The organism is Stenotrophomonas sp. IS26, from assembly GCF_054188265.1.
This window is the reverse complement of sequence record NZ_JBSZJV010000009.1, coordinates 55,277-73,022: the sequence shown is the minus strand read 5'-3', so window position 1 is coordinate 73,022 and position 17,746 is coordinate 55,277. Positions and strand designations below refer to the sequence as shown.

At 66.9% G+C, this 17,746-nt stretch carries 12 protein-coding genes; 2 read left to right on the top strand and 10 right to left on the bottom strand.

Annotation, left to right across the window (positions count from 1 at the left end):
* Positions 1-3 precede the first annotated feature (3 nt).
* From ACW6W5_RS10040 to ACW6W5_RS10000, 9 genes are all read right to left on the bottom strand, one after another.
* The gene (locus tag ACW6W5_RS10040) at positions 4-1,194 is read right to left on the bottom strand and encodes a CaiB/BaiF CoA transferase family protein (RefSeq protein ID WP_121043526.1); all 1,191 of its coding nucleotides are present in this window, start codon (positions 1,192-1,194) and stop codon (positions 4-6) included.
* Between the two features lie 137 nt (positions 1,195-1,331).
* Positions 1,332-3,197 carry a glycoside hydrolase family 127 protein gene (locus tag ACW6W5_RS10035; protein WP_226956698.1) on the bottom strand — a complete coding sequence of 622 codons (1,866 nt, stop codon included), beginning with the start codon at positions 3,195-3,197 and terminating at the stop codon, positions 1,332-1,334.
* On the bottom strand, positions 3,194-5,383 hold the full coding sequence (locus ACW6W5_RS10030) for a formylglycine-generating enzyme family protein (protein ID WP_152154054.1): 2,190 nt from the start codon (positions 5,381-5,383) through the stop codon (positions 3,194-3,196). The genes ACW6W5_RS10035 and ACW6W5_RS10030 overlap by 4 nt, the downstream gene beginning before the upstream one ends.
* Before the next feature lie 37 nt (positions 5,384-5,420).
* A complete protein-coding gene (locus tag ACW6W5_RS10025) occupies positions 5,421-6,374 on the bottom strand; it encodes a ribokinase (protein ID WP_152154052.1) in 954 nt (317 codons plus the stop codon).
* Positions 6,371-7,672, bottom strand: coding sequence for a serine hydrolase domain-containing protein (locus tag ACW6W5_RS10020; RefSeq protein WP_193222862.1), 1,302 nt, complete (start codon positions 7,670-7,672; stop codon positions 6,371-6,373). Before ACW6W5_RS10020 ends, ACW6W5_RS10025 begins: the two co-directional genes overlap by 4 nt.
* Before the next feature lie 99 nt (positions 7,673-7,771).
* Positions 7,772-9,946 (bottom strand): TonB-dependent receptor, encoded by a 2,175-nt coding sequence (locus ACW6W5_RS10015; protein ID WP_152154048.1) that lies wholly within the window; start codon positions 9,944-9,946, stop codon positions 7,772-7,774.
* A 244-nt stretch (positions 9,947-10,190) separates the two neighbouring features.
* Positions 10,191-11,072: a LysR family transcriptional regulator gene (locus ACW6W5_RS10010; RefSeq protein WP_102789143.1), complete on the bottom strand. Its 882-nt coding sequence runs from the start codon at positions 11,070-11,072 to the stop codon at positions 10,191-10,193.
* 93 nt (positions 11,073-11,165) lie between these two features.
* Positions 11,166-13,613: a sodium:solute symporter gene (locus ACW6W5_RS10005; protein ID WP_121043514.1), complete on the bottom strand. Its 2,448-nt coding sequence runs from the start codon at positions 13,611-13,613 to the stop codon at positions 11,166-11,168.
* Positions 13,614-13,698: 85 nt separating this feature from the next.
* The gene (locus ACW6W5_RS10000) at positions 13,699-14,556 is read right to left on the bottom strand and encodes an HpcH/HpaI aldolase/citrate lyase family protein (RefSeq protein ID WP_152154046.1); all 858 of its coding nucleotides are present in this window, start codon (positions 14,554-14,556) and stop codon (positions 13,699-13,701) included.
* Between the two features lie 311 nt (positions 14,557-14,867).
* Between ACW6W5_RS10000 and ACW6W5_RS09995 the strand changes: the two genes are divergently transcribed.
* Entirely contained in the window at positions 14,868-15,263 is a 396-nt protein-coding gene (locus ACW6W5_RS09995; protein ID WP_152154044.1) for a barstar family protein, read from the top strand.
* Between the two features lie 64 nt (positions 15,264-15,327).
* Here the strand turns inward: ACW6W5_RS09995 and ACW6W5_RS09990 are convergent, their stop codons facing one another.
* Positions 15,328-15,924: an ArsR/SmtB family transcription factor gene (locus ACW6W5_RS09990; RefSeq protein WP_152154042.1), complete on the bottom strand. Its 597-nt coding sequence runs from the start codon at positions 15,922-15,924 to the stop codon at positions 15,328-15,330.
* A gap of 43 nt (positions 15,925-15,967) precedes the next feature.
* Between ACW6W5_RS09990 and ACW6W5_RS09985 the strand changes: the two genes are divergently transcribed.
* The gene (locus ACW6W5_RS09985; protein ID WP_121043502.1) at positions 15,968-17,446 is read left to right on the top strand and encodes a serine hydrolase domain-containing protein; all 1,479 of its coding nucleotides are present in this window, start codon (positions 15,968-15,970) and stop codon (positions 17,444-17,446) included.
* The last annotated feature ends 300 nt before the right edge of the window (positions 17,447-17,746 follow it).

Here is a 17,746-nt window from a genome sequence, read left to right as displayed (position 1 = left end):
GCATCAATCATCAGAGCACGCGTCGAGCAGCGCGCTGACCGCTGCCGTGTCCTGGTCGAACACCGGCGCGGCGAACGGCTCCGGGCCGGGTGTGCGGCCGAATACGATCGGCCGGGTGATGCCGCGGTAGCTGCCCAGCAGCGGGTGCGGCAGCGACGTGATCATCTGCTCTGCCTGCACCTGTGGATGCTCGAACATGTCCTCGACCTGGCGCGCCGCTGCGCACGGCACTTCTTCGCCGAACAACGCTTCCCACGCCAGCGCGCTGCGCGTGGCCAGTGCGGCGTGCAACTGCGGCAGCAGCACCTCGGCCTGCGCGGCGCGCTTGCGCACGGTGTCGTACCGCGCGTCGGCCGCCAATTCTGGTCGCCCGATCCGTTCGCACAATGCCTGCCAGAAGCGCGGGGTATTGGCCGAGATGTACAGATATCCGTCCGCGGTGGGATGGATGCCGGTGACACCGCCCGAGCGCATATCGCGGCCCACCGCCGCCGGCTCGCCCTCGGCCCAGACCATCCGCGCCGACTGCATCGTCAGCGCACTGCGCAGCAGCGACACGCCCACGAACTGGCCCTCGCCGCTGCGTTCGCGCTCGTAAAGCGCCGATGACACACCGGCCGCCACCAGCGCGGCAGCGTAGTAATCGACCACCGAGCCGTACAGGATCTCCGGGGCGCCGCCCGTCTTGCCCTGCATCGTGCACATGCCGGTCATGGTCTGCAGCACCTGGTCGTACCCTGCCTTCTCCTTCAGCGGCCCCTGCTCGCCGTAGCCGGTGACCGAGCAATACACCAGGCGCGGGTTGAGCTTGTGCAGACTCTCGAAATCGATGCCCAGGCGTACCGGCACGCTCGGCCGGAAGTTGTGCACCAGCACGTCCGCCTCGCGCACCAGGCGCATCAGCACCGCGCGCTGGTCAGGCTGCTTCAGGTCCAGCACCACGCCGCGCTTGGAGCGGTTCACACCGAGGAATGCGCGGCTCTCGGCCTCCAGCGTGGAGGGATAGCGCCGCAGGTTGTCGCCGACCGGCGGCTCCACCTTGATCACCTCCGCGCCCTGGTCGGCCAGCAGCGTGCAGCCGTAGGGACCGGCGATGTACGCGCTCAGGTCCAGCACACGAATGCCGCTCAACGGTCCGGTGGCACCTTCCCGCTGGGCGATGGCGAATGGAGAACTGGGGTTGCTTCCGGTCATGGTCAATACACTCGATACCTTGAGGGAAGTTTCCTCCTGGCCAACGGGAAGAAACAGATCGTGTGGGTATGTTCTGGGTGGACAAAAAGCACGCTGCGGCGTCGGCGGCACCACCGCCGCCGAACCCCGCCGAGACGTCAGCCCGAAGGCGCCAGCGACAGCCAGCTCAACCGCCAGCTGCCGTGATCGCGCCCACCACACCGGTAGTAGGGTTCGAACGTCAGCGGGCCGCGGCACTCCAGCTGCACGGTGATCGGTGCGCCCTCGCCCGTGTCTTCGCCCACCTGCAGCCATTGCGAGGGGGGCCGGTCCGGCAAGCGCACCGTCTCATCGGTTTTGTACCCGTCGATCAGGCCGGTGGCATACACCAGCGGCCCGTAGCTCAGCCCCACGTACTCCCAGCGCAGGACCTCCTGCGCCACCGGCGAGCCATCCGGCGCGCGCGATTCCTGCACGTTGATGTTGGCGGCCCGGTGCAGGCGAGGCTGCATCGGCAGCTGCACGCAGATCGTGTCGCCGGACTGCCAGGTCCGCTGCAGGTGCACGAACCCGTCCGCGCCCGCCTCGGCTGCCTCGGGCTGCCCATTGACCTCGATCCGTGCACCCATTGCCCAGCCCGGTATGCGCACGCCGATACTGAACTCGGCGACGCATTCGGGCAGCACGGTGATCGTCACCGTACCGTCGAAGGGGAATCGGGTCGCCTGCAGCAGGGTCACCGCACCGGCCTGCGCGTGCAGCAGCGTGGCCTCGCCCGGCCCGTACAGGTTGACCCGCAGCCCACCATCGGTCGCGATGCCATAGGCCACCTGTGGCAGCTCTTCCACGGCCATCGCGCCGCTGGATTTGCAGCAGCGCCAGTAGGTGGTGTGCACGCGCCGGCCGTTGGGATAGGTGTAGTAGCACCAGTCCTCACCATTGGCGGCCATCGCCGCCAGCAAGTCGTTGTAGGCGGTGCGCTCCAGTTCGTCGGCATAGCGCGCGTGGCCGGTGATGGCCAGCAGCTCACGGTTGAGCTGCATCCACGCCAGTACCGAGCAGGTTTCCACATAGGCCTGAGGGAAGAAGGTGCGCGGCGCGTTGAATACCTCGCGCGACCGGTGCGCCACGCCACCCCACGGCCCGCCGCCCAGCGTGAGGTGCTGCTCGCGGATGTTGTGCCAGAGATGATCGAGCGCCTGGCGATGGTCGTCATGCCCGGTGGCCTTGTACAGCTTGGCCAGCCCGACCAGGTTCCAGCTGAGCTGATACGCCTTCCCTGTCGCGATGAAGGCCGCATCCTCGCCGGCCAGTGCCTTGTCCAGCAGCGCCAACCTCGGGTTGCTGTTGGCCTGCGCCAGGATGCACTCGGCCAGCGCCAGATAGCGCGGCTCGCCGGTGACCAGATAGAGATCGGCGGCTGGATCCAGCAGTACCGTGGCGGACATGCCGTGGTGGTTGCCCAGCGTGGTGATGTCGATGCCCGATTGCAGTGCCTGCCAGCACAGGTCGGCGATCCGGCACGCGGCCTGCAGGTAGGCCGCGTTGCCAAGCGCGCGCCACGTTTCCAGGAACCCAAGGATCAGATAGCTGTGCGTCCAGATGTCCCAGGTGCGCAGCGCCGGCTCGCCGTTCCAGCTCTCCGGCTTGGGCGGCTGCGGCACGGTGAAGCGACGCTCAGGCGCATAGTTGCCCAGGTAGCCGTCATCGTCCTGCTGGCTGATCAACCAGTCGGCGACGCGGCGCAACGAGGTCTCGAGCTGCGGCTGCCCACCCTGCGCCACCGCGCGCGCCGTGGCCGAGAGCCACTTGCCGGCGTGCTCGCCATACCAGTCGCCCTCGTGGTTCTGGTGCTTGTGCGCCTGGCTGAAGATGCTGATCGGCGCGCTGTGCTCATCCACGACGAACGTGCTCAATCGCCCACTGCGGTTGGCTGCCAAGGCATCGCCCAGCACACCCTGCAAGGTGACCTGTTGCGGCGGGACCAGCGTCATGCCGCGGGCGGCGGAATGCAGGCGGTTCATGCCGCATCCACCACGCAACGGAAGCCGACCGTGCCGGCGCGATCCTTGGACGGGCCCATCAGCAGGTACTTGCCGTGCTGATCCAGGCGGTAGGCCTGCGGAAAGTACCAGTGCGAGGTCTGCGGCTGATAGCTGCTGCCGCCACGCAGTACGGCCGCGCGGGTGTGCGCATCGCTGAACTCATCGGTCCACTGCCACACATTGCCGACCAGATCCTCCACACCGAACGGGCTGGCTCCCTGCGGATGCGCATCCACATCCGCCGGCGGGGTGAGGCGACGGCCACGATTGACCCGCGGCACGCATGTGGCATCCCACGCGTTGCCCCACGGGTACAGGCGCTCATCGGTGCCCTGCGCGGCGTACTGCCATTCCCACGCATGCGGCAGCCGCTTGCCGGCCCACGCCGCGTACGCGCGCGCGTCCTCGATGGAGACCCAGGTGACGGGCTTGTTGTCCCAGCCCGCACGCGGCGCGCCGTCCTTCCAGTCCGCCAGGAAGTTGTGGTCATCGGCCGGCCGGTAGCCGCTGACATCGAGGAAGCGCTTGAACGCGGCGTTGGTGACCGGGTGGCGATCGATGTGGAACGCAGGCAGCGCCATGCGCCGGCGATGGTGGCGGCGCGCGCAGTCTTCCCACGGGTACTGCACATCCAGGCCGGCCCAGGTGAAGCCTTCGATCTCGATACCGCCCACCTGGAACAGGAACTCGCCGGCGGGGATCGTGACCATCCCACTCGGCGCCTCGGCCTGGGGGGGCGTGCTGGCGATCGTCAGCAGCGCCTGCGGAGCGGCCTTCCACGCGGCGGAGTAGCTGTTGAGGGGCTGCTGTGTGCGCTCGGCGGTCGCGGCCAGGAAATCGTCCAGACCCTCGACTGCGGTATCTGCAGCCACACTCAGGATCGCGCCGAAGCCGCGCGCTTCCATCGGCAGCTCGATGTACGCCGCGCCGTCAATGATCCGCGGCGTCAACACGCGCCCATGCCACGCATCGTAGTAACGCGTGCCTTGCGCATGCGCCAGCGCGATCTGCTCGCCGTCCACGGCGTACTCGTTGCGGTTGATCAACGTGTGCAGCGCTATCCCCTCGCCCGGGAACCGGCTGGCGAAGATGCCGCCCTGCAGGCAGACCTGGTACGGCTCCCAGTCCATCGAGACCACCAGCTGCGGGAACTGCCGGTACAGCGTGGCGATCCGGCGCAGCGCTTCACCATCGCGCGGGGTGAACTGGTTCCAGACGCCCCAGATGTTCTCCCAGGCGTTGTAGCCGATGCCGTTGAAGAAGCAGTACTGCAGGTCGTGATTACGGTTTCGACCCCAGCGGTTCTCGTAGTTGACCATATGGCGGGGCTCCAGCCACTTCCACTTGGAAACCGGCGGCACCGGGCCCTCGGGCGCCTTTTTGCCCCAGCTCTGCACGTTCCAGATCAACTGCTCTTCGGAACTGATGGTGGATTCGGGCTGCACCACCACTGGATTGCCGCGTGCATCGCAGGCATCGAAGAACGCCCGCGGCACACCGTTGAACGTGTCACCGTTGATACCATCGGCACCGACCGCCTTGACGATCTCGGCCAGCCCATCCCAGTGCGTCACGCCCGGGTCGCGGGTGCCGTGGTCCCACGGCTTGGCCGGCAGGAACACTTTGACGCCGCGCTTCTGGAAGGCCTGCACCGCTGTCTTCAATCCCGCCAGGCCGCCGGGCATGTCGTGCGCCAGATCGAACTGGTTGCGGTCATCGATGCCGATGTTGGGGTAGATGTACCAGATCAACACCGAATCCAGCCCGCCGAACCGTGCGGTCAGATCGTCCAGATACCGATCAACGGTGTACTGCCCGGTGGCCGCATCGAAGAAGTAGCGGTCTTCGACCATCATCTGCGCATGTACGAAGTTGCGCTGCGCCCACTGCAGCTCTGGACGACGGTAGTTCACATCCGTGTAGCCGATCCGGACCAGGTGCTCGCGGCGCCAGTCCTTGAGTTCTTCCAGCCAATCACCCGCGCTGGCATTGGCATCGATCATCCAGCTGCCGATATCGGCAAAGGGCCACGCCGGCGCCTTGCCGGGCGTCGGCAGGTAACGCCCGGTGGTCACGTGCGAGAACTTGTACTCGGTGCGGATCGCCTCACGCCCGTAGTCGGCTGCATCGGTGTCGTAGTCGGGGCTCTGATACGGCGTGGTCATGGGCAAGGCATCCAGCAGGAAACGGAAAGGAGGTACATCAGCGCGCGCACCCTGCCGCCAGCGCGGCATGGGCGGCGGCATCGGGAACGCGCGTGGGATCGGCCAGCAGCGCCTGCACCTCGGCGCGGGTGGGAATGCTCGCCTGTGCGCCCAGGCGGGTGCAGGCCAACGCGGAGGCAGCGGTCGCTGCAAGCAACGCCTCGGCCATCGGTTGATGATCCGCCAGCGCAGCGATCAGGGCGCCACAGAAGGTGTCGCCGGCCGCGGTGGTGTCCAGGGGGTCGATACGGAACCCCGGCTGCAGCAGCACCTCGCCGTTCACCCGGGCCAGGCAGCCACGCGCACCCAGGGTTACGATCACGCAGGGCACCGCCACGCGCGCCAGCCCCGTGGCCAGGTCCGGGGGATGGCCGGCCACCACGTCCAGCTCACCTTCGTTGACGATCAGCACATCCAGCAGCGCGAGCAGCGCATCGGACAGCACCTGTGCCGGCGCCGCGTTGAGCGCGACCTTGAGCCCGGCCGCACGGGCGCGGCGGGCGTAGGCGGTGATGGTGGGCACGGGCGTTTCCAGCTGCAGCAGCAGCCAGCCCACGCCCTCCAGCGCCGGCAGGTGCTCCTCGCGAAGCCCCAGGTTGGCGCCGGGCGCGACGGTGATCGCGTTCTCGGCGGTGTCGGCCAGGCAGATGAAGGCGGTGCCGGTGGGCAGCGCAGGATCGCGCACGGTCGACAGGGCCACACCGGCGTCGCGCAGGGACGCCTCGATCGGTGCGGCGAAATCATCCTCGCCCACAGCCAGCAGCATCCGTGTCGGCACACCGCCGGCCCGCGCGCAGGCCACGGCCTGGTTGGCGCCTTTGCCACCGGGGAACGTGCTGAAGCCACGGCCCAGCACCGTTTCACCGGGCGCCGGCACATGCGTGGCGCGCACCACGAAATCGAGATTGGCCGAGCCGGCGACAAGGACGGTGGAACGTGCCGCACTACTCATGGGTCTATCGCCTCATCAACGCGGTTGTAGAACGTCGTACTGATGCGCGGCAGATCGTCATTGCCGCCGGGCAGATGCTGCAGCATCAGGATCGCGACCAGGCGGCGTGCCGGGTCGATCGTGTAATAGGTCGAGGCCGCGCCCGACCAGCCGAACGCGCCCACCGAAGCGGTGCGTCCTTTCAGGGCCGGATCCAGCAACACCGAACCGCCCAGGCCGAAGCCCTCGGCATCGCTGAACTCGGTCACTGGGCGGGGCAAGGCGGTGTGCACCAGCTGGTTCTGCATCATCAGGGCCACGGTGGACGGTCGAAGCAACTGCACCTCGCCGCAGCGGCCGCCGTCCAGCAGCATCTGCGCGAACCGGCCATAGTCGCCGGCCGTGGAATACAGACCACCGGCACCGCTTGGATACGGCCGGAGCGCACTGCCGGGCACCCGCGCATGCACCTCATCGGCGAGCACCAGATCACCGTGCCCGCCCATGGTGGTCAGCGCCACCACGCGTGCGCGATCGCGCACCGGCACCACGAACCCGGTGTCGCGCATGTCCAGCGGGCGGAAGATGCGCTGTTGCATGAACTGCTCGAACGGCAGGCCACCCACCACTTCCACCAGTCGCGAGAGGACCTCGATGGAGGTGCTGTCGTAACGGAAGCGCGTGCCCGGCTCGGTCGCCAGTGGCACGCGGGCCAGGCGCGTGGTGTAGGTGGCCAGGCTGTCCGCGGCCTGCACCTGCTGGTGTTCCAGCAGCTCGGTGACGGCTTCGAATCCCTCCCCACCCGCTGCGAAACCGGCGGTATGGGTAAGCAGGTGCCGCACGGTCAGCGTCTGCCTCGCCGGCCGCAGCTGTGGCGCCGCGGCGGTGCCCCCGGTGAAGACCTGCAGGCCTGAGAACTCAGGGAGATGGCGCGCCACCGGATCATCCAGATCCAGCCGACCCTCTTCCACCAGCATCAAGGCGGCCACCGAGGCCACCGTTTTGGTCATCGAGTAGATGCGGAAAATGCTGTCACGCTGCATGGGCGTGGCATGCGCCAGATCCTGCCAACCGTAGCCGGCGTCATGCACGATGCGGCCGTTGTGAATCACCAGCGCGACCGCGCCGGTGTAGCCCTGGCGGCCGGTCGATTCGCGGAGTAGAGCATCGACCGCCGGCAGCCGTGGCGGTGAGGCGGGACGTTCCGGCGACGACGCCGCGGCCTGTCCCACCGCCAGCATCAGCCACGCGAGCACGGCCAGGCGTGCCCGGGGGCGGCAATGACGGGCGTGGGCCGGTCCGTGCGATGGCCAGTACATCCGCTCTCCTGCTGTCAGTGGCGGTAACGTCATGACAGGGTAAGGCAATAAAAACGGACCGGCGCTGCAGTGGTTCGCAGCACCGGTCCGCGGTGACGGTCAGAACGTGAAGGTATGGGTCAGCGACACCATGCGGCCACGGCCGGAGAAGAAGTTCTGCCAACCCGGCAACTGCGACCAGGTCAGCACGTACTGCTTGTCCAGCAGGTTCTCGATGCCCAGCGACAGCTTGCCGTAGGTGCCGGTGTCGTAGTTCATGCTGAGATCCCACAACGCGTAGCCGTAGGTATCCTCGTCATTGCGGTACACCGCGCCGTTGGACGGATTGACGAAGGTTTCGCGCAGGTCGCGGCTAAAGGTACGGCTCACGCCCAGCGTCGCATCGAAACGATCATTCGGTGTCCAGGTCAGCGAGGCATTGACCTTGTCCGGAGAGATGTCGAGGATGCCCATCTCCTTGTTCAGGCCCGAGCCGTCGTAGTACTGGGTCTGGCCGCGGATCCGCGAGTACAGCAGCGTCGCCTTCCACTGGTCGTTGAAGGTCCAGGCGCTGTTCATCTCAATGCCTTCGATCCGGGTCGGTGCACGGGTGAGGATGAAGTCCTCGGTCACCTTGTCCACCGTCAGCGAAGACCCGAATTCGGAGGTCGAGCGGTAGCCCGAGATGCCGACCTGAGCCTGCTCGCCGCGCCAGTTGAAGCCCACTTCCTTGTTCTTGGTGATCAGCGGCTGCAGATCGGCGATGCATGCCACTGCCTTGCACGGGCTGTTGGCCTGGATATTGCGCAGCGGGATGCCCACGTTGGCAATACCGAAGCCTTCCGAGTACGAGGCGAACACCGACCACGCATCGGTGATGCGCCAGATCGCACCGAAGTTGGGCAGGTTGGCCTTGTAGTCGAGCTTGCCGCCCTGCACCGGGGTGAAGTCGCGGTAGGCGGTGGTGGTGTAACCGTCGATTTCCAACTCACCGTCTTCGCGGCGGATGCCGGCATCCAGCGTCACCGGGCCGATGTCCCAGCTCAGCTGCGCGTACGGCGCCAGGCTGGTGTACTTCATCGGCGGCACCCAGACCCGGTCGGTCAACGCCAGGCGCTGTTCGGCCGTGTCTTCCACCAGGTCCAGGCCGGTGCGCAGGCGCAGACCCTCTACCGCGAACAGGTCGCCGTAGGCATAAGCCACACGCAACCCCTTCTTCTCGGAGTTGATCTCCGACTGGTCCCAGATGCGGTCGGCTTCCGGCGGCGCCGGCTTGACCAGCTGGCGGTCGGCGCCGTTCTCCGGCACATAGCGCATCGTCTGCTTGGCCCAGTACAGGTCCACGCTCAGGTCACCGCCGAAGAAGTCGGCATGGGTGTACTTGGCAGCGAACTGTTCGAAATCGTTGAACTCGGCCAGCGAATCCTTGATCGAGCCCTTCTCGGCGGTATTGGTGCTCGGAATCGGGCACTCCACGGCGTCGTAGCGGCAGCCTTCGACCGGAATGTAGTTGTGCTTCCCACCGATATGGAAGTTGCTGTAGCTGGCCTGGATGCGCTGCATCTGGCCCTCGCCAAAGTTGTAGCCGCCCTTCAGAAAGAGGTTCTTGCTGTAGGAGTCGGACAGCGAGCCGGAGGTGTTCAACCCCACCCGGCGACCGTCGCCGTCGTAGGCGATGCCGCGGTCGATGTAGGCGCCGCTGATCAGGAAGTCCGCGGCGTCGCCCTTGAAGGTGTGGGTGATGCCGATCTTGGACTGCCCGCTGTCATCCTTGAACTGGGTGCCGTAGCGCGTGCTGACCGTTGTCTGGTGGCCCTCCACTTCAGGATTCTTGGAGAGATAGTTGATGACGCCACCGGCACCACCGATGCCCTCGGCGGCCGACGGGCCGTTGATCACTTCGATGCGGCCGATCACGCCCATGTCGGTGAACGTGCCGTTGCGGCTGCCTTCGCGCAGCGGGGAGCCCTGCGGCACACCGTCGAACAGGCGCAGCGCGACACGGCCGCGCAGGGTCTCGCCACTGTTGCTCATTGCCTGGGAGGATTCGGAGTAGCCCGGCACCATGCGTGCCAGCACGGCCGTGGCGTCTTCGGTCAGGTTGAGGGTGCGCTGCACCTGTTCCTGGTTCACGACGGTCACTGCACCGGGGACCTTCTCGATCGAGATCGGGGTCCGGCTGCCGGTCACGATCACCTGGTCCAGATCGGTGGGCGTCGTGCTCTGCGCCATGACAGGGCTGATGACACAGGCGAACAGTGCAGTGCTGATGGCCGCGGAAAGTGGCTTGATCATTCGTTTCTCCCCCCCAAAAAAGGAAATGCGGGACAGCCGGCCGGGGAGCCGTCGCCACCGATGACGCGCGTGGGCTTTCGCCCTTCCGCCGGTCGATGCGGTTCCCTTGCGGGTCTCCACGTCCTGTCCGGCAACGAGGCGAGAGCCTAGGCGCGGCGTCATGGCGATAGAACTGTGCTCAGGTATGTTCAAAGCCTAGGATTTGTTTCGCTTCGCACGGCGCACCGCGCGAAAACCCGTGGTGTCAGCGTTGCGGCTCGGTCAATGCGACACGCGCTTCCTCCAGCAGCACGTTCACCAGGCGGATGCGCACCGACGAACGCGACCAGACCACGCCAATCCGGCGCGGTTCGCTGCACTGCGGCAAGGGAATGCGCACGACATTCAATCCTTCCGGCCATGGCTTGGCCCAATCCGGCACCAGTGACACGCCGAGCCCGCGGTCGACCATGACCGCGATGGCGTTGAGTGCATTGAGCTCGAACCGCTCGCGCGGCACGATCCCGGCCTGTCGCAGGTAGTCATCGGCGAGGCGACCGCCCCATTCGTGGCGGTCGTAGCGGATCAACGGCTGCTCGCGCAGCAGCTCGTGCGGGTCACGGCTGCCTAGATGGGCCGGCGCCAGCACCACCAGCGGCTCCTCGCGCAGCTGCTGCCACTTGCAGGTCTTGGGCAGCGCGAAGGGGGCCTGCAGCACCATCGCCGCATCCAGATCGCCAGCCTCCACCGCCCGGTACAGATCGGCCGAGTAGCCCGGCTTGATGAAGACGTTGATCTGCGGGAACGTCGCCACCATCCGCGACAGGATGTCCGGCAGCAGGCCGGCCAGTGCGGTCGGGCACGCGCCCAACCGCAACTCGCCGGCCAGGTCGTTTTCGTTGGCCACGCTGCGCAGGTCGGCCACCTGGCGCAGCAGGTCGCGCGCCCGCTGCAGGATGCGCGCGCCGTCCTCGGTGACGCTGACGGTGCGCCCGGCGCGGGCGATCAGCGGCGCGCCGAGTTCACGTTCCAGCGTGCGGATCTGCTGGGCGACCGCGGCCGGGGTGATATGCAGCGAGCGGGCCGCGGCAGCCATCGAGCCGCGGTCCACCACCGTTACGAACGTACTCAGGAACTGGGTTTCCACGGATTACCTCTCAGCGCGTGAGCAACCTACACGAGCCACTGGCGCAATGCGATTGGACCAATGGCCCGTGCGCCGGCGCCTCAACGGTGCTGGTCATGGAGCTGCCGCTTCGGCCGGGGTATCGCGGTAGATGGTCAGCCCCTTCAGCGAGCGGGTGGGTGCCGGGAAGAACAGGCTGGCCACATAGCCGATCACGATGCACAGCAGGATCGAGATCGCCAGATAGAAGTACGGGTGCACCAGGTCCATGCTCCAGCAGACCAGCGTGATCAGGATCGAGCCGGCCACACCGATCGCCACGCCCGGCGCGTTGGCGCGGCGGGTGAACATCCCCAGCGTGTAGGCACCGGCAAAACCACCGCCGAGCAGGCCGGCCAGTTCGATGGAGACATCGAACAGCGAATGGATGTCATAGCGGCTCATCACCAGCGCGATGCCGATGCCGATCAGGCCCACGCCCACGCCGGACCATTCGGCCACGCGCACGGCGGTTTTCTCGTTCGGGTCCTTGACCAGTTTCTGGTAGAAATCCACCGAAACCAGGGTCGAGATCGAGTTGATGATGCTCGACAGGGTCGACATCGCCGCGGCGAAGATGCCGGCGATGATCAGCCCGGTGACACCGGCCGGCAGCTCGGCGGCGATGAACAGCGGGAAGGTCGCATCGATCGGCAGCAGGGGATTCAGGCGTTCGGGGTTGTTGCGGTAGTACATCCACAGGGCCGTACCGATGCCGTAGAACACGAAGCCGCCGGGAATCATGATGGCGGCAAATGCCCAGATCGATCGCCCGGCTTCCTTGTCCGAGCGCGTGGACAAGGTGCGCTGCATCAGCACCTGGTCCTTCGGGAAGGTCAGCACCACATCGAACACCACCAGGAAGATGAAGCCCCACACCGTGGCCTTGGTGAGGTCGAAGCTGAAATCGAACAGCTTGGTCTTGTCCTCCGCCGCGGCCGCACTCAGCAGCTGCGGCATGTCGCCGCCGGTCTGCAGGAAGATGAAGCCGATCGCGAACAGCGCGCCGCCGAACATCACGATCACCTGCACCACGTCGGTCCAGATCACCGCCTTGGAGCCGCCCACAGTGGAGTAGATGATCGTGAACACGCCCATCAGCATGATCGACCAGACCACGTCCACGCCGGTGATGGTGGAGATCGCCAGCGCCGGCAGGAACAGGATCACGCTCATGCGGCTGCCGATCTGCATCACGATGCACAGTGCGCTGGACAGCATGCGGATCGCCGGATGGAAGCGCGTTTCGAGGTAGGAGAACACGCTCATCAGGTCCAGCCGGCGCAGCAGCGGCACGATCCAGACCGCCACGAACATCAGGCCGACGACCGCGATCAGGTTGTTGGTCAGGTACTGCCAGTTGGTATCGAAGGCTTTGGCCGGGATGGCGATGAAGCTGATCGAACTGGTGTTGGTGGCATACAGGCTGATGCCGGCCGCCCAGAACGGAATCGAGCGCCCACCGACGAAGAAGTCCGCCGTGGAGGCGTTCTGGTCCTTGAGATAGAAGTAGAAGCCCATCCCAAGCATGGCCAGCAGATAGACGCCGATCACCGTCCAGTCCAGCCAGCGCAGCAGGTGCTTGCCGCCCTGCAGTTCGGCGTACTGGAGCTGGCTGCCGGTGGCGCCCGCGGTGGCCCAGGCCAGTCCGTTGCCCCACGCCGTGACGGCCTGCGGTGCTGCGGCAATCGGCGTGTCCAGTGTCGTCCATGCGTCGGTGATGGTGTGGAACGTACGCGCCTGGGTCACGCCGCTGCCGTCCTTCACCAGCATCAGCAGATGCGCCTGGCCCAGCGCGCGCATCGAGCCGGCCACGATCGTGCCGTCCGGCGACGCGACCTGCTGCCAGCTGGCGTCCGCATTGCGGCGCCACAGCTGGTCGCTGCCCGTGCCGGTGCCCAGGCCCAGGTACAGCGCGCCTTTCTGCGCCTGCAATGCGCTGGCAACCCCCTGCTGGGGCAGATCCTCCAGAGGCTGCCAGGCGGCGGTGCCTGCCGCCGCGGTGCGGCGGTAGAGCTGGGCGCTGCCAGCCGCATCGTTGCCCACCAGATACAGCGCGTCACCGAAGGTGGCCGCCCGCGCGTTGCGCAGCGGCGCGGGCAGCGCAATGGCCGCGCCGAACACCAGCGCGCCGTTGTTCAGGACCACCGGCTGGAGGCGGTCGCCGAGCGCATCCCGGCCCTGCAACAGATAGGTGCGCCCGGCTGCGCTGACGCTGCCCTCAAGCCCGCCGAGCTGCCCTGCGGCCGGCGCCGCCAACGCCTCCCACGCCTTGTTGTCGGCGCGCAGCTCCCAGGCACCGTCACGGCTGAGTGCCACCAGGCGCCCGTCCACATGTACCAGCCCGCCCGGCGCAATCTGCGCCGGCAGTGCCGGCAGGTTGCCGGCCGCCACCGTGGTCAGGCTCTCGGCGGCCACGGCGCCACTGCCGGCAAGCAGGACAGCGGCGGCAACCAGCCGCACGCTGCGCGCGCAGCGCCGGAGCACAGTGGAGAGGAACGCGGACGGTGCAGGCTTGTGCATGAAATTACCCGGAAGAAGTGCGGCAACGCCGAAGCCGGCAAGAGCGCAGGTAGGAGACAGTGGTCGATGCATCCCGATACCGCAATCAGGCAAGCGGGGGAGAAGATGCGGCCAGCAGGGCTTGAGCACGGCGCAGGTACGGCAGGTCGATCATCCGGCCTTCAAACAGGAACGCGCCGTGTCCCTGCCCTTCGGCACCGGCGGCGGCGGCAACAATCCGCTGCGCCTCCGCGAGCATCGCCGGCGGCACGCTGAAGGTGGCGTTGGCCAGGGCAACCTGGCGCGGGTGGATGCAGCTTTTGCCGATGAAGCCCAACTGCCGGGCCATCTGCGCCTCGGCCAGGAAACCGTCGCTGTCGGCCACGTCCGGAAACGCACCGTCGCAGGCGAACACCTGGGCTTCGGCGGCCGCCAACCGCAGCGCGAACAGCGTGGCATGCACGTTGCTCGGCTCCCGGTCGATGCCATTGGGCGAAAACAGGTCGCCCAGCCCCAGCTGCACTCCGGCCACGCGCGGGTGCGCGCCGGCCAGTTCGGCGGCGATGCGCAGGGCCTTGGGGGTTTCGATGTTGATCAGCAGCCCGATCGGGCGCGTCACGCCGTTGCGCTGCTCAGCCCGTTCCAGCCGGGCGATGGCCGCCAGCAGCTGAGCCACCGATTCAATCTTGGGAAGGTTGAGCAAGTCCACACCGGGGAGCGCCACCGCATCCAGGTCCGCGCCGAAATGGGCGCTGTCGGTCCCGTTGCTGCGCACGATCAACTGCTTGTCACCGGCGCCGCCCTGCACGCGGCGCAGGAAGCCGGCGACCTCGTCGCGGGCCTGGGCCTTGCCGGCCTCGGGCACCGAATCTTCCAGGTCGAACGAGAGCGCATCGGCCTCGCCGGCCATGGCCTTGTCGAACAATTCCGGCCGGGCGCCGGGGACGAACAGCTTGCTACGCATGGTTTTCCCTCATCAACCCGCGCAGTCTGCAGAATTGGAAGCCCTTTAAAAGTGCGGTCCCGGACATTCATTGGATAGCATTTGTTTCGACCGCCGAATGCGCTGCAGTGCACCACGAGAAGAAAAGCGTCGGACATCACCGTGTTGCAGGCACAATCGATTGCTGCAACCTGCCGGGGTGACCACCCACGTCGCGCCTCGGGCAGCCACCCAACCAACGCGTCACGAGGACTGTTGCCGATGCATGAACCCACTCTGCCACCGACAACCACCACCCGGTGCGCACCGCACCTGGACGCGCGGACCCGGGGATGACCGGTCCCCCCCTGGTGCTGGACGGAAGCGCCATCCACGACATCGCCGGCTTCTACGCTGAAATCAACCGCGTGTTCATGACCAACGAGGACTGGCAGCTGGCCCCAAGCCTGGATGCACTGGATGACCTGCTCTATGGCGGCTACGGCGCACTGGCCGGGCACGCATCCGCCACGGTGCGCTGGACGCACATCGCACACAGCCGCGCCGCGCTCGGGGTGGCGGCCACCCGCGCCTGGCTGCAGGAAAAACAGGCGCGGCCCGGCGTGTTCAGTGCCGCGAGAATCGCCACCCAGCTGGATGCGCTGGAACGCGGCGCCGGCCAGACCTATTTCGACCTCATCATGGACGTGTTCGCGGCCCACCCTACCCTGCACCTGCGCACGGACTGACCGGCTGTGCATCGCGCACGCGCGCTCTCGCCGCGGCACGCCCGACGATCGTGCCGAGCCGCCGTCAGTCCTTGCGTTTGTCCGGCACGCTGGCCAGCACCACTGTCAGCAGCAGGGGCTGGCCATCCTCGGCCTCGTCACCGGCTTGCAGGCTGGCCTGTTCGAGCTCGCCTATCAGCGCGTTGATGCGCGCCAACTGGGCAGCGTCGGCACGGAACGACAGATGGCGCACGGCACAGTTGCGCTGGCTGCCGTCGAAGCGCGCCGCCGCCTGCGTGGCGGCGGCCGAGAACGCGCGCAAACTGGCACCCACCGCACTGCTGGCCACTTTGATCAGGTTCCTGCGCCCGCCCGGCGTGCGCAGTGCGGCGGCCGAGGACAGCTGCCGCGATACCACGGCATAGACCGCTTCGGGCCGGCGACCGGTGCTGCGCCGTTCCACCACCTGCACCAGGCCCGCCTCTTCCAGCCGCTCGAGGTGGTGGTAGAGCGCGGTAACCGGGCGCCCCAGACGCTCGCCCAGCTCGCGCACGGTGGCGCGGCCGTCGATATCCAGCCGCTGCAGGATCGCCAGCCGCGGTGAGGACGCCATGGCGCCCAGCTGGTCGGGGGTCAGTTCCAGGGCTCGCGGTGCATGAGGGCTTGCTAGGGGTTGGCTCATAATTCAAACTATAGATCAAAATTGAATAATGGGTGATTCGTACATGCGTACTCGATACCTGCGGATCGTTGCCGGCGGCCTGGTCGCTGCCATTGCCATCTGCGGCGGCGCGTCGGCCTCATCCACGCTGCCGGCCCTGCAGAGCGGCGGCGGTGGCGGCAATGCCGCCGACCTCGACCCCGCTGTGACGCGGCGCATCGATGCCGATGTGCAGCAGGTCATGCAACGCTTCCAGGTGCCCGGCGCAGCCATCGCGGTGATCGTTGATGGCAAGCCTCTCTATTCCCGTGCTTACGGCCTGCGAGACCGTGAGCGCGCGCTGCCGGTGCGCACCGATACGCCGTTCGAGATCGGTTCGATCACCAAGCAATTCACCGCCGCCGCCATCGTGCAGCTGCAGGAAGCGGGCAAGGTGCAACTGGACGACCCATTGGCGCGCTACCTTCCGCATGCGCCTCACGCCAGCGAGGTGACCCTGCGCCACCTGCTGACCCATACCAGCGGCCTGCACGAGTACTTCGATGGGCCCGAAGCGGAGGTCGATGACCTGGTGACACGCCCCATCGATTTCGATGACCTGATCGCGCGCATTGCCGGCCAGCCGCTGGATTTCCCGCCAGGCACGCGCTGGTCGTATTCCAACACCGGCTACGCGCTGCTCGGCAAGGTGATCGAAACCGTCTCCGGCGAGCACTACCGCGACTACCTGCAGCAGCACATGCTGGCGCCGCTGGGCATGACCCACACCTTTACCCTGGCTGATAGCGACCGCTTGGCCGGCATGGCCGTTGGTTACCGGCATGAGCAGGGCGCGTTGCAGCGCTCGCCGTACTTCCACCCCGACTGGAGCGGTGCGGCCGGTTTCCTGGTCAGCACACTAGATGATCTGGCTCGGTGGGACGCCGCTCTGAGCGGTGGCAAGGTGGTATCCGCAGCCGGCTATGCGCAGATGAAGACCTCCTTCGCTACGGCCGATGGCAAGCCCGTGGGCTACGGCCTCGGCCTGTTCGTGGATGCCGTGTACGGGCAGGCGCGCGTCGGTCACACCGGCGGCGCGCAGGGCTTCACCACCGCCGATGAGTACTACCCTGATCATGGCCTGCGCATCCTGGCCTTTACCAACCTGGGCGACAAGAAGCCCGAGGCCGGCGTCACCATGACCAATCTGGTGTTCGCCGCCCTGCACCCGGACATCGTCGCGGCGTGGGAACGTCCGGTTGCCGGCGAGGTTGCCGCCGTCCGCGACAGCGCAAAGGCATCGTTCCGCCAGTTGCAGAACGGCACCGACTACAGCGCCTTCAGCGACGACCTGCGTGGCAAGCTGGCCGCTGGCATCGGTGCCGGCCTGATGAGTTCCGTGGGGCCTTACGGCGAACCGACCGACATGGTGTTCAAGGGCACGAGCCAAGGCGAAAAGGGCACGCTTTACAGCTATGTGGCCGAGTTTGGTCCGGGTGCGTTCGTCGGCTACACGGTCCGGCTTGACGAGACAGGCCATGTTGCCGGGTTCGCGATTGAATGACGGGAGGCCTGTGCACGCCTCAGGCACCAAGGCACGGCTGCGCGGCGCGCCCTTCGCCCTGCCCGCCCCCTCCCCTACAATGGCCGACCAGGCGGCCTTCCGGGCTGCCCCCGACTGTGATGGACCCCGCGTGACAGAGAAGCAGCCCGAACACACCCCGCTGATGAAGCACCATTGGCGTAGGAACATTATCGACCCTTAAACCCTTGCTCTGCAAGGGTTTTTTTATGCCTTACGGTGGACGCAACCCGTATGGACACAGCATGGACACAGGCTGTTACTCGTAGCGTCTCAGCCTGT

What these genes read in the sequence shown, in the direction of transcription:
- ACW6W5_RS10040 (WP_121043526.1), bottom strand. Translation starts at nt 1,194, where the DNA reads ATGACCGGAAGCAACCCCAGTTCTCCATTCGCCATCGCCCAGCGGGAA.
- ACW6W5_RS10035 (WP_226956698.1), bottom strand. Translation starts at nt 3,197, where the DNA reads ATGAACCGCCTGCATTCCGCCGCCCGCGGCATGACGCTGGTCCCGCCG.
- ACW6W5_RS10030 (WP_152154054.1), bottom strand. Translation starts at nt 5,383, where the DNA reads ATGACCACGCCGTATCAGAGCCCCGACTACGACACCGATGCAGCCGAC.
- ACW6W5_RS10025 (WP_152154052.1), bottom strand. Translation starts at nt 6,374, where the DNA reads ATGAGTAGTGCGGCACGTTCCACCGTCCTTGTCGCCGGCTCGGCCAAT.
- ACW6W5_RS10020 (WP_193222862.1), bottom strand. Translation starts at nt 7,672, where the DNA reads ATGTACTGGCCATCGCACGGACCGGCCCACGCCCGTCATTGCCGCCCC.
- ACW6W5_RS10015 (WP_152154048.1), bottom strand. Translation starts at nt 9,946, where the DNA reads ATGATCAAGCCACTTTCCGCGGCCATCAGCACTGCACTGTTCGCCTGT.
- ACW6W5_RS10005 (WP_121043514.1), bottom strand. Translation starts at nt 13,613, where the DNA reads ATGCACAAGCCTGCACCGTCCGCGTTCCTCTCCACTGTGCTCCGGCGC.
- ACW6W5_RS10000 (WP_152154046.1), bottom strand. Translation starts at nt 14,556, where the DNA reads ATGCGTAGCAAGCTGTTCGTCCCCGGCGCCCGGCCGGAATTGTTCGAC.
- ACW6W5_RS09995 (WP_152154044.1), top strand. Translation starts at nt 14,868, where the DNA reads ATGACCGGTCCCCCCCTGGTGCTGGACGGAAGCGCCATCCACGACATC.
- ACW6W5_RS09990 (WP_152154042.1), bottom strand. Translation starts at nt 15,924, where the DNA reads ATGAGCCAACCCCTAGCAAGCCCTCATGCACCGCGAGCCCTGGAACTG.
- ACW6W5_RS09985 (WP_121043502.1), top strand. Translation starts at nt 15,968, where the DNA reads ATGCGTACTCGATACCTGCGGATCGTTGCCGGCGGCCTGGTCGCTGCC.